The organism is Pseudomonas sp. NFACC51, assembly GCF_900103575.1.
Classification (GTDB): domain Bacteria; phylum Pseudomonadota; class Gammaproteobacteria; order Pseudomonadales; family Pseudomonadaceae; genus Aquipseudomonas; species Aquipseudomonas fluorescens_Q.
The window spans coordinates 311,766-323,520 of record NZ_FMXH01000003.1 but is presented as its reverse complement, the minus strand read 5'-3'; the positions used below and the strand labels follow the sequence as shown (position 1 = coordinate 323,520).

Genomic DNA, 11,755 nt, shown 5'->3' with positions numbered 1-11,755 from the left:
GCCCGCCGCGAGCCGCCTCGAGGAGACTGTTAATGGGCCTGAATAACCAGTGGATGCAACGCGACCTCGCAGTGCTGTGGCATCCCTGCACCCAGATGAAAGATCACGAACAGCTGCCGCTGATCCCCATCAAGCGCGGTGAAGGCGTGTGGCTGGAGGACTTCGAAGGCAAGCGCTATCTCGATGCCGTCAGCTCCTGGTGGGTCAACGTGTTCGGCCACGCCAACCCGCGCATCAACCAGCGCATCAAGGACCAGGTCGATCAGTTGGAGCATGTGATTCTCGCCGGCTTCAGCCACCAGCCGGTGATCGAGCTGTCCGAGCGCCTGGTGAAGATGACGCCCGAAGGCCTGACCCGGTGCTTCTACGCCGATAACGGCTCGTCCTGCATCGAAGTGGCAATGAAGATGAGCTTCCACTACTGGATCAATCGCGGTCGGCCGGACAAGAAGCGCTTCGTCACCCTGAGCAACAGTTACCACGGCGAAACCATCGCGGCGATGTCGGTGGGCGATGTGCCGTTGTTCACTGAAACCTACAAGGCGTTGCTGCTGGACACGATCAAGGTGCCGAGCCCCGACTGCTACCACCGCCCTGAAGGCATGGGTTGGGAAGAACATTCGCGCAACCTGTTCGCGGCCATGGAACAGACCCTGGCCGAGCACCACGACACGGTGGCGGCAGTGATCGTCGAACCGCTGATCCAGGGCGCCGGCGGCATGCGCATGTACCACCCGGTGTACCTGAAGTTGCTGCGCGAGGCTTGCGATCGCTATGGCGTGCACCTGATCCACGACGAAATCGCCGTCGGCTTTGGCCGTACCGGGACGATGTTCGCCTGTGAGCAGGCCGGCATCACGCCGGATTTCCTCTGCCTGTCCAAGGCCCTGACCGGCGGTTACTTGCCGCTGGCCGCGTGCGTGACCACCGACGAGGTCTACAGCGCGTTCTACGACGACTACCCGACCCTGCGCGCCTTCCTGCACTCCCACAGCTACACCGGTAACCCGCTGGCCTGCGCGGCGGCCCTGGCGACGCTGGATATCTTCGAGGACGACAACGTCATCGAAAACAACCAGGCCCTGGCCCAGCGCATGGCGAGCGCCACCGCGCACCTGGCCGATCACCCGAACGTCGCCGAAGTGCGCCAGACTGGCATGGTGCTGGCCATCGAGATGGTCAAGGACAAGGCCAGCAAAACCGCTTATCCGTGGCAGGAACGGCGCGGCCTGAGTGTGTTCCAGCATGCCTTGGAGCGTGGTGCCTTGCTGCGCCCACTGGGCAGCGTGGTGTATTTCCTGCCGCCGTATGTCATCACCCCGGAGCAGATCGATTTCCTGGCCGAAGTGGCCAGCGAGGGCATCGACATCGCCACCCGGGACAAGGTCAGCGTGGCGGTGCCGAAGGACTTTCATCCGGGTTATCGCGACCCGGGCTGACAACAAGTCTCTCTGTGGCGAGGGAGCTTGCTCCCGCTGGGCTGCGAAGCGGCCCTAAAGAAGAGCGGGCGCTGCGCACCCGAGCGGGAGCAAGCTCCCTCGCCACAAAAGCTCCCTTGCAGCACTGCCGAATTCAGATTCAATAGAGAACAAAACATGAGACTGTCCCGCTTCTTCATCGACGCGCCCCTGAGCCTCGGCGACCACGAACTGCCCGAGGCACAGGCCCACTACATCGGCCGTGTGCTGCGCATGGCCGAAGGCGATGCGGTGCAGGTGTTTGACGGCTCGGGCCAGGAGTTTCGCGGCACCCTGGCCGAAGTCGGCAAGAAACGCGTGCGGGTGCAATTGGACGAGCAGTTCGCCGGACAACCTGAATCGCCGCTGCGCATCCACCTCGGCCAGGGCTTGTCCCGAGGCGAGCGCATGGATTGGGCGATCCAGAAAGCCACGGAGCTGGGGGTCAGCGAGATCACGCCGATTTTCAGCGAACGCTGCGAAGTGCGCCTCAAGGACGAGCGCGCCGACAAGCGCCTGCTGCACTGGCGCCAGGTGGCAATCAGTGCCTGCGAGCAATGCGGGCGCTCGAGCGTGCCGATCATCCACCCGCCCCTGCTGCTGGCCGACTGGCTGAAGCAGACCGAGGCCGAGCTCAAACTGGTGCTGCATCCGGTGGCCGAGCCGCTGGCCAGCCATGACAAACCGTCGACACTGGCGTTCCTGATTGGTCCTGAAGGCGGTTTGTCGGACGCCGAAGTCGAACAGGCCAAGACCGCCGGCTACCATGCCGCCCGCCTCGGCCCTCGCGTGCTGCGCACCGAAACCGCGCCGGTGGTGGCGCTGGCGGTGGCGCAGCAGTTGTGGGGGGATTTCTAAGCCGCCGCAGGTCCCACATTGAATCCAGGTTGCTCAGGGGTTAGAGCACATAAAACAGAATCGCCACGAAGTGCAGCAGGCTGCCGGCGATCACGAACAGGTGCCAGATGCCATGGGCGTGGCGCAGCCGATGGTCGAGGGCGAAGAAGATAATGCCCACGGTGTACAACACGCCGCCCGAGGCCAGCCAGGCAAACCCGGCGCTGCCCAGGGCCGCCAGCAGCGGCTTGACCGCCACCAGCACGATCCAGCCCATCACCGCGTAGATGACGATCGACAGGATCCGCGCTTCGGAGCGTGGCTTGATCTCCTGCAGTATCCCTATCAGCGCCAGCCCCCAGACGATCCCGAACAAGGTCCAGCCCCACGGCCCGCGCAGGGTCACCAGGCAGAACGGGGTGTAACTGCCGGCGATCAGCAGGTAGATCGAAAAGTGATCGACCTTCTGCATGATCGCTTTTTTGCGCCCGCGCACGCTGTGGTAAACCGTCGAAGCGCTGTACAGCACCAGCAGGGTGAACCCGTAGATCGCCACACTGACGATCTTCCACGGATCGCCCGCCATCCCGGCAATCACCAGCAACCACACCGCCCCGATAAAAGCCGCCACCGCCCCGACCAAGTGCGTCCAGGCATTGAGTCGTTCTCCGTGATACATCCAGTCCCACCTCACATTCCAGAGCAGACGCCAAGGCTCAGGCCTGGCGCTGCAAAGTGCAATGGTTTGCTGTAGTCCTCAGGGCACACGACACCCTGTGGCGAGGGGATTTATCCCCGCTGGGCTGCGAAGCGGCCCCAATACAGTTGAATGCAATTTGCCTGACACGGTGATGCGGCAGAATTGGGGCTGCTGCGCAGCCCGGCGGGGATAAATCCCCTCGCCACAGATTAACCCCTCCAAAAAGAGTCGATTGGGGCACAATCGGGCGATACGAATAAGAGCCCACCCCATGCTGATCGACGAAGAATTGACCCTGAAGAAACTCGAGGTGTTCCTGGCCTTCATGCGCACCGGCAACCTGGCGCGGGCGGCAGCCGAGTTGCAGACCAGCAATGTCAGTGTGCACCGGGCCATTCACTCGCTGGAGAGCGCCCTGCGCTGCCCGTTGTTCAAGCACGAAGGCCGCAACCTCACGCCGCTGGAAAGTGCTTACGTGCTGGAAGAGCGGGCGCAGAAGCTGATCCAGGACGTGGTCGAAAGCGTACGCCTGACCCGCGAAGCCGCTGGTTTCTCCGCCGAACGCTTCAAGCTCGGCTCGCTGTATTCGTTGACGGTCAAGACCGTGCCGCAACTGATCATGGGCCTGAAAATCCGTCGCAGCGAGCTCAATATCGACCTGATCCTGGGCTCGAACATCGACCTGCTCTACAAGCTCAAGAACATGGAAGTGGACGCGATCCTGATCTCCCTGGACGACAGCGTTAACGACCCGGACTGTGAGCATATCGAGCTGTTTTGCGATGACATCTTCCTCGCCACGCCGGCCGACTCACCCTTTGCCCGGCGCAGCGAGGTCGATCTGGCCGAGGTGCGCGACGAGACGTTCATCACCCTGACCCAGGGTTTTGCCACGCACCAGGACGGTATCCGGGTGTTCAAGCAGGCGGGGTTCGAACCGAAGGTGGCAATGCAGGTCAACGACATCTTCACCCTGCTGAGCATGGTCAGCTCCGGGGTGGGCTACGCGTTGCTGCCGGGACGAATTGCGGCGGTGTATGAAAACCGGGTGAAATTGATCCCGTTGCAGGAAAGGTATCGGCTACAACAGCGCATTGGCGTGGTGTTCCTGAAGGCCAAGGAGCGTGATCCGAATCTGCTGGCGCTGTTGGCTGAGTGCCGGATGTATGCCAACCGCCAGGCTTGAGACCGTGTTGCCTTCATCGCGAGCAAGCTCGCTCCCACAGGGACACGCGGTCAACTGTGGTAGCGAGCCTGCTCGCGATGGGACAGTCCTGTCGACAAAGAGACCAGGCCCTACCCCATCAACTCCCGCATGATCAAAAACAACAACGAAGGCCCCAACAAGCACCCAAGCGCCGTATAGAATGCCGCCGTCAGGCAGCCATATGGCACCAGTTTCGGATCGGTGGCCGCCAGGCCACCGGCCACGCCGCTGGAGGTGCCCATCAGGCCACCGAAAATCACCGCGCTGCGCGGATTGTTGAGGCCAATCAACGGTGCCACGAACGGCGTCGCTACCATCACCAGGATTGCCTTGATCAACCCGGCGGCAATGGACAACGCCATCACCTCGGAACTGGCACCAATCGCCGCCCCGGTCACCGGCCCGACGATGTAGGTCACCGCCCCGGCGCCAATGGTGGTCAGGCTCACCGCGTCGGTGTAACCGAACGCCATCGCCACGCCCACGCCAGCGATGAACGACGTAGCGACCCCGACGAACAGCGCCAGCACCCCGACGAAACCGGCGCGCTTGAGTTCTTCGATACTCACGCCAAACGCCGTGGCGACGATGGCAAAGTCCCGCAGCATCGCACCGCCCAGCAAACCAATCCCGGACAGCAGCGGAATGTCCACCACCCCCTTCTGCCCACCCGTCATAGCCCCGCCAATGTAGGAGAGCACCAGCCCCAGGAGAATGGCGATGGCCGAACCATGCAGCCGACCTTTGGTGAACGTGTTGCTGATCCAGTAGGACACCCACATGGTGATGCCGACAATCGCAAAACCGCTGATCAGGCCGTAGCCGGTGATGACTTTCATCATGGATTCGTACATGGCAATCACCCGACCGTCTTAACGGAGACGTTGCCCTGGGGCCCTTTGTTACCAATGCGCACCAGCACCGGCACCAACGCAAAGGCAATCACCACCGCCAGGGTTCCGGCCAGGATCGCCATCGGTCCGCCCTTGAGCGCGCCGTAGACGTTTTGCTGCGCCGCCATCGCCACCACAATGGGAATGTAGACCGCGCTCCAGAATTCCACGCCGGCCTCGGATTTGCCCTTGAACAGGCCACGCTTGCTCAGGTAACTGCCCAGGCCGATCAACAACAGCATCGCAATGCCGACGCCGCCGACGTTGGCCGGCACGCCGATCAATTTGCCCAGCAGTTCACCGATAAAAATACCCGCCAGGGTACAAAAGGCCAAAAATGCCACACCGTAGATAATCATTGTTGTAGTCCTCAAAGTGCATCGTCGAAGTTGTTGTTTTTGTGCTTCGCCAGCTTGAGTCGGTGGTTTAGGGTTGGCGGTTTCCCTCCTCACGCAACAGCGCCTGCAAAGTGTCGAGCCGGGCGCCGTCGAAAGCCATGACAGTGCCCTGCTCGAATACCCGGCGCGCCAGGGCGGTCAGCACCGCACCGGGCGGCAGTTCGATCTGCAGTCGCACGCCTCGCTCGTAGGCGCTTTGCACGGTGCCGCGCCAATCCACCACGCGGCACATGTTGAACGCCAGGTCGTCGCGCAAAGCCTCGGTGTCGATCAGCGGTCGCGCGCGGCTACCGCTGAGATAACCCAAGGCCGGTGCCTTCAACGACACGTCGGCAAATGCCTGGGCCAATGCCCGGGCCGGTGCTTCCAGCAACGGGCAATGGGACGGCACGCTCACCGCCAGCCGACAGGCCTTCCCGGCGCCCAGGCTTCGCGCCTGCCTGGCAACGTTGTTCATGGCCTCATCGTTGCCAGCGATGACCACCTGGTTATCCGCGTTGATGTTGGCCAGGTAGACCGGAGTGTGGTCGCTGTGCACCTGCGCCAGCAATGCCTCCACTGCCGCGAGGTCGAGGCCGATGATCGCGGTCATGCCATAACCTTGCGGATACGCCTGCTGCATCAATTCGCCCCGCAGGCTGACCAGCCGCAAAGCATCCTCGAACCCCAGCGCCCCGGCCACCACCGCCGCCGGATAAGCACCGATGGACAGTCCCGCCACGTAGTCCGGGGCAGGTGCCTGCTCCAGCAGTTGACGGGCCGCCGCCACACCAGCGATCAACAAACACAGCTGCACGGCGCGGGTCGACTGCAAGGCCTCGGCGCTGTCCAGTTGCAACACGTCCTCACCGAGCACGTCAGTCGCCTCGTCAAGGACTTGCGGCGCCAGGCCATGGAGCATGCCCGCGCGCTGCGCACCCTGACCGGGAAAGACGAAGAGGCTGCTCACGCGACTTGCTCCAATGCAGGCTGCCAAGGATCGCTCACCAGCCGTGCCTGCACGTCGTCCTTGAGCAAGACCCGCCGCGACGAACCCGCCCACTCGCGCAAGGCGACGGCACCGCAGGGTGTTTGCAACTGCATATCCACGGCACAAACCGAGGCATCCAGTTGCGCCAGCAATTCCCCGGCCTGGAGACGATCGAGAAAATGCGGCACCCGCAGAATCAAATCCAGGTCGCTGCGTTCATGCAGCGCCTCGATACCCGTGGCGAGCTCGAACCCGGCGCTGCCGCTGACGCCCCAGGTCCAGCCACTGGCATCGAGCAGCGGACGCAGGCGGGACAGTGCTTGCAGGGCTGGCAAGTCGCGAGTCGAGGCAACGTGACAAAGGTCTTCTGGCATGACGCGACGGGCAATCGCCGCGATCGCCATCGAGGTTGCATAACGCTGCTCGCGCAAGCGCCCGCGCACGCCGACCGCGATTTGATCCGGTGCCGTCAATGCGCGCCGAACCACCACCGGTTGACCGGCGGTGATCGACTCGACTACCCATGTTGGCGCATCCGCAGCCAACTGCTCCGGAGTCAGCCCCCAGAGCAGGTCATGGGCCAGATACGTACTCACCACTGCTCTCTCAGCAGTTGGCGAACCCGGCTCGACGCGATACGGTTGTACGCCCCCAGACGGCCGCTCAGATCACGCGGCCCCGCCTCGACATCTTCAATCGCCTGGAGCAGACAATCCGTCACCCGCGTCAGATCCTCCGCCAAGGGCTGTTCGATTTGCTCCACCGACAAAATTTCCCATAACAACCCCAGGCTGGCAAAGCTGTCGATGTCATAGGCCATCGGCGGCACGCTGGCGGCCAGGGCTTCAAGCTCCTCGACGCTGCGCAGGGTCACCCGCGCCGCCGAGGCCTTGCCCATGGCGTGGACCATCACCCCCGGATCGCGCAGTGCAATCAGCCGATTGGCCTGGTAGCCGTGGGCCAGAAACGCTCCGGACATCGCCTTGCCCACCAACAAACCGATCACCGGATGCCCGGCCAATCGTGCGCGGGCATAGCTGTCCGCTGCACCGGCCAAGGCCTGATGAATACCGAGGGCTTCTTCGCGCCGGCCATAGGCTTGGCTCGGCACATCGACAACGGCGATCAACGCACGCTTGTGGGAGGCATCACGGTCGGCGTCGATGGCATCGTCCACGGCCTTGGCCAGGCCCCAACCCTCGAGCAAACCCACCTCGCCGTTGCGGGCACGGGGAAAACGACTGTCGGGATCCGCCACCACCGCCAGCAGGCGCACGTGTTGCCCGCCCAGCGTGACGTCCGCGACCTTCAACGAAGCAGGCAAGCTTTCCAACGGTTTGGTGCCGCCGCTCAAGGCTTCGAACCAGCGCAAGCCTCTCAATGAATACGAGTTCATGGGCGTTCTCCCTGATACAGCTGACGAACCGTGGCCGGCTCGATTTGCACTTCAGTGTCCAAACGGGCCAGGCGTTGCAGGAACAGTTCGGCCTGGCCGCTGCGGTGTTGCGCGGGAACGCCCAGGTGCAGCAATTGGCTGACCTGTTGGCGGATCCGCGCCACATCATCGGCGACGTAACGGTCCACCAGTCCACTGGCGAAACGCTGTTCGCCGCCGGTCAGGCTCCAAATGAACGGCCGGTCGCGGGAGTCGTATTCGTCGATCCCGGCCTCCTGCTCGATCACTTGCGGGCCGTTGAGGCCCAGCCGCGCTTCCTGGGTCACCAGCAGATAACTGCACAGCCCGGCGGCGATGGACATGCCGCCGAAACAGCCGACGCTGCCGGCCACCACACCGACCACCGGTTGGTATTGGCGCAGGTCGACGATCGCCGAATGAATCTCGGCAATCGCCGCCAACCCGAGGTTGGCTTCCTGCAAACGCACGCCGCCGGTTTCCAGCAGCAGCACGGCGCGGGTCGGGATGCCCTTGCGGTTGTCCTCGGCGGCCAGCTCCAGCGCACCGGCAATCTTCGCCCCGCCGACTTCGCCGAGGCTGCCGCCCTGGAACGCGCCTTCGATGGCGGCGATCACCACCGGCAAGCCATCGAGGCTGCCTTTGGCGATCACCACGCCGTCGTCGCTTTGTAGCACCACGCCCTGGCGCAGCAGCCAGGGCGACATGATCCGCTGGAACGGGTCGAGCAGTTCGCGAAAAGTGCCGTCATCGAGCAAGGCCTTGGCCCGCTGCCGGGCGCCGAGTTCGACGAAACTGTGCTTGTTGAGCAACGCTGCACTGTCAGTCATGGCCGATCTCCTCGAAGCCTTGCTCCAGGCGCAAACGCACCACGCCGGGGGTGGCGCCGAAATCGTGGATGTCGATAGACAAGGCCGGCGGTGTCTGGCCGTCGAACATGCGGGCGAACAGATGCTGCCAGCGTTGTTCACTGCCGTTGACCGAGGTCTGCACCTGAATGGTCAACTTGCCCGCCAGGCCGGGTTCGATCAGCACTTCCAGGTCGCCCGAGCCGACGCAGCCCACCAGCGCCCGCCCCCGTGGCGGCTGCCCGGCGGGGAATTCAAAGGATAAGGTTTCCATCAGCACACTCCAGGGAAGAGGCCATCGCCGCGTTCGATACGATCGAGGAACAGGCAGGCGGCGAGCAGGTCGGCAGCGCCGCCGGGCGAGGCGTTCAAGGCGATCAGTTGTTGGTCCAGCGCGTGCAACTGGCGGCGTCCGCCCAGGCTGGCACTGCCACCGGCATCGAGCACCGCCTTGGCGCCCAACTGCATAGCCTGCAAACCGGGTTCGCCAGCACGGTAGAGCACGCAGGTGTCAGCCAGGGTGGTCATGATCGCCAGCAAGGCATCGAGCCGGGCGTTCTGCTCGCCCGCCCCCGCCGCGCGGCTGCGTTTGAGTTGCGGCAGGCCGAGGCCGGTCACCGCCGGGAACGCCAGTTGCGCTTCTTCCCGGGCACCGCGTACGCCGTAGCGCTGAGCCACCTGGGCACCATGGCTCAAGGGCTGGGGCGCATAGCGGTCGTTGAGCAAGGCCAGACGTGCGGCTCTCAGGGTGACTGCGCCTGGCGCACTGGATTCAGGCTCCAGCGCCGTCGCCGCCACGAGCAAGCCCAAGGCCCAGATCGCGCCACGGTGGGTGTTCACGCCGCCCGTGGTGACAAGCATCGCGGCTTCACCTTCACGGCCGATCCGGCCGAGGGCTTCGCGCAATGGCAGGCCGATTTCGCCACAATCGAGGGCGGTTTCGGCCATTTCCTTGAACGCGGGCCACAGCGACAGCGCCGAGGCGTGCATCAGGCCCAGGTGCAGATCGGTGTGGGCGCCGTTGCCGCGCCGGTCCACCAGGGCGGGTTTGGGCGACAGGTCGGCCTCGTCGATCAGCGCATCCACCGCCATGTCCGCCAGACGTTCGGCCAAGGACAGTTTTTTCGGTTGCAGGTTGAAGGCGTGCATTTACCAGCTCCTGAACTTGGCGGGCGGGTTGTAGAGGCCACCGGACCACTCCACCAGGTCGGCCACGCTCTTGGCCGCAAGCAGCTCGCGGGTGGCGTCGGTCCGGCGGATGCCGAGGTCTTCCGGCAAAGCGATCAACCCTTCGCGGCGCATGCGCGCGGTGTCTTTCGGGTTGTGGCGCAAGCCGATGGCGGTGACCCCGGCCACAGCCGCGATCATCGCCTGGCGCTCTTCCAGGGAACGAGCCTTGTACAGGTAGGCGATGCCCTCTTCGGTGAGCAAATGGGTGACGTCATCGCCGTAGATCATGATCGGCGCCAGGGGCATGCCGGCTTTCTTCGCCACGTCCACCGCGTCGAGCGTCTCGACGAAGGTCGGTTTGCCGCCCTCCTGGAACGTTTCGACCATCTGCACCACCAGTTTCTTGCCGCGCTCGAGCAGCGGCGCCTCGCCATCGCCGTGGCGCATGTCGAGCCAGGCCGGCGTGCCGTGACGGCGACCACGCGGGTCGTGCCCCATGTTCGGCGCACCGCCAAAACCGGCCAATCGACCGCGCGTCACCGTTGAGGAATGGCCGTCGCCGTCCACTTGCAGCGTTGCGCCGATGAACAGGTCCACCGCGTACTGTCCGGCCAATTGGCAAACCATGCGGTTGGAACGCAGCGAGCCATCGCGACCGGTGAAAAACACATCCGGTCGCGCGGCGATATAGTTTTCCATGCCCAACTCAGTGCCAAAACAATGCACGCTTTCGACCCAGCCGCTTTCAATGGCCGGGATCAAGGTCGGGTGAGGATTGAGGGTCCAGTTACGGCAGATCTTGCCCTTCAAACCGAGGGACTCACCGTAGGTCGGCAGGATCAGTTCGATGGCAGCGGTGTTGAAACCGATGCCGTGATTGAGGGATTGAACGTTGTGTTTTTCGTAGATCCCGCGGATCGCCATCATCGCCATCAGCACATGCACAGGCTTGATGTGGCGCGGGTCACGGGTGAACAGCGGCTCGATGTAGAACGGCTTGTCGGCCACCACCACAAAATCGACCCAGGACGCCGGAATGTCGACTCGCGGCAGGTCACTGACGTCGTCCACCAACTGGTTGACCTGGACAATGACGATGCCGTCACTGAAGGCCGCCGGTTCGATCAGCGCCGGCGTGTCTTCAGTGCTGGGACCGGTGTAGATATTGCCGGCGCGGTCGGCCATGAAACCGGCCGAGAGCACCACGTTGGGAATCAGGTCCACCACCAGGCGGGCATAGAGTTCGATGTAGGTGTGGATCGCGCCGATTTCCAGCAGGCCGTCTTCCAGCAATTGGCTGATGCGCAGGCTCTGGGTGCCGGCGAAGGAGAAATCGAGCTTGCGGGCAATGCCGCGTTCGAACAGATCGAGGTGCTCGGAACGGCCGACGCTGGGCATGATCATGTGCAGGTCGTGCAGCTTCGAAGGATCGACTTTCGCCAGGGAGCGGGAAAGGAAGTCCGCCTGCTTCTGGTTATTGCCCTCCAGCACCACGCGGTCACCGGGCAGAATCAACGCCTCCAGCGCAGCAACGATCTTGTCGGTGGGCAACACCACACCGTCGGCAAGCCCCTTCACCAGCTCGAGACGCCGCTGCTTTTCGCTGCGTCGCCGCGTCCAGCGCGAGTCGGGGGATATTGTTGTTGTCATGACCACTCCACGGATTCGCTGTCGTGGGGGTTACCTTAGGAGTGTTGTGGCGAGGGCATCAATCAAGCTCAGCGGCGGATCGTTACGGTTGGAGTAATGGTGGGATGGACACACCGCCCTGTGGCGAGGGAGCTTGCTCCCGCTGGCCTGCGAAGCAGGCCCCTGTGTATTTTCAGGCAGACCGCATTGCCGGGTTCGCGGCTGCTACGCA

The 11,755-nt window shown here is 63.6% G+C and carries 13 protein-coding genes; 3 read left to right on the top strand and 10 right to left on the bottom strand.

What is annotated here, in order from left to right; translation table 11 throughout:
- The first annotated feature begins 32 nt into the window (after positions 1–32).
- Positions 33–1,439 (top strand): adenosylmethionine--8-amino-7-oxononanoate transaminase, encoded by a 1,407-nt coding sequence (locus BLT00_RS08430; RefSeq protein WP_092150730.1) that lies wholly within the window; start codon positions 33–35, stop codon positions 1,437–1,439.
- A 156-nt stretch (positions 1,440–1,595) separates the two neighbouring features.
- Positions 1,596–2,315 carry a 16S rRNA (uracil(1498)-N(3))-methyltransferase gene (locus tag BLT00_RS08425; RefSeq protein WP_092150727.1) on the top strand — a complete coding sequence of 240 codons (720 nt, stop codon included), beginning with the start codon at positions 1,596–1,598 and terminating at the stop codon, positions 2,313–2,315.
- Between the two features lie 40 nt (positions 2,316–2,355).
- On the opposite strand, the gene BLT00_RS08420 is transcribed toward BLT00_RS08425, so the two are convergent.
- Complete coding sequence (locus BLT00_RS08420; protein WP_018609564.1) at positions 2,356–2,973, bottom strand: PAQR family membrane homeostasis protein TrhA; 618 nt, start codon at positions 2,971–2,973, stop codon at positions 2,356–2,358.
- A gap of 292 nt (positions 2,974–3,265) precedes the next feature.
- Between BLT00_RS08420 and BLT00_RS08415 the strand changes: the two genes are divergently transcribed.
- Positions 3,266–4,180 (top strand): LysR family transcriptional regulator, encoded by a 915-nt coding sequence (locus tag BLT00_RS08415; RefSeq protein ID WP_092150724.1) that lies wholly within the window; start codon positions 3,266–3,268, stop codon positions 4,178–4,180.
- 110 nt (positions 4,181–4,290) lie between these two features.
- On the opposite strand, the gene madM is transcribed toward BLT00_RS08415, so the two are convergent.
- The 9 genes from madM to mdcA all read right to left on the bottom strand — a co-directional run bounded on the left by madM (position 4,291) and on the right by mdcA (position 11,544).
- Complete coding sequence (gene madM, locus BLT00_RS08410) at positions 4,291–5,055, bottom strand: malonate transporter subunit MadM (protein WP_092150721.1); 765 nt, start codon at positions 5,053–5,055, stop codon at positions 4,291–4,293.
- Positions 5,056–5,060: 5 nt separating this feature from the next.
- Entirely contained in the window at positions 5,061–5,453 is a 393-nt protein-coding gene (gene madL, locus BLT00_RS08405) for a malonate transporter subunit MadL (RefSeq protein ID WP_072346252.1), read from the bottom strand.
- A 67-nt stretch (positions 5,454–5,520) separates the two neighbouring features.
- On the bottom strand, positions 5,521–6,441 hold the full coding sequence (gene mdcH / locus BLT00_RS08400) for a malonate decarboxylase subunit epsilon (RefSeq protein WP_092150718.1): 921 nt from the start codon (positions 6,439–6,441) through the stop codon (positions 5,521–5,523).
- Positions 6,438–7,061: a malonate decarboxylase holo-ACP synthase gene (locus BLT00_RS08395; protein ID WP_175456265.1), complete on the bottom strand. Its 624-nt coding sequence runs from the start codon at positions 7,059–7,061 to the stop codon at positions 6,438–6,440. The genes mdcH and BLT00_RS08395 overlap by 4 nt, the downstream gene beginning before the upstream one ends.
- Positions 7,055–7,858 carry a biotin-independent malonate decarboxylase subunit gamma gene (gene mdcE, locus BLT00_RS08390; RefSeq protein ID WP_092150715.1) on the bottom strand — a complete coding sequence of 268 codons (804 nt, stop codon included), beginning with the start codon at positions 7,856–7,858 and terminating at the stop codon, positions 7,055–7,057. Before mdcE ends, BLT00_RS08395 begins: the two co-directional genes overlap by 7 nt.
- Entirely contained in the window at positions 7,855–8,706 is an 852-nt protein-coding gene (locus BLT00_RS08385; RefSeq protein WP_092150712.1) for a biotin-independent malonate decarboxylase subunit beta, read from the bottom strand. The genes mdcE and BLT00_RS08385 overlap by 4 nt, the downstream gene beginning before the upstream one ends.
- Positions 8,699–8,998, bottom strand: a complete 300-nt coding sequence (locus BLT00_RS08380; RefSeq protein ID WP_003206454.1) for a malonate decarboxylase subunit delta — start codon at positions 8,996–8,998, stop codon at positions 8,699–8,701. Before BLT00_RS08380 ends, BLT00_RS08385 begins: the two co-directional genes overlap by 8 nt.
- Positions 8,998–9,873 carry a triphosphoribosyl-dephospho-CoA synthase gene (locus BLT00_RS08375; protein WP_092150709.1) on the bottom strand — a complete coding sequence of 292 codons (876 nt, stop codon included), beginning with the start codon at positions 9,871–9,873 and terminating at the stop codon, positions 8,998–9,000. Before BLT00_RS08375 ends, BLT00_RS08380 begins: the two co-directional genes overlap by 1 nt.
- Entirely contained in the window at positions 9,874–11,544 is a 1,671-nt protein-coding gene (gene mdcA, locus BLT00_RS08370; RefSeq protein WP_092150706.1) for a malonate decarboxylase subunit alpha, read from the bottom strand.
- Positions 11,545–11,755: the final 211 nt, after the last annotated feature.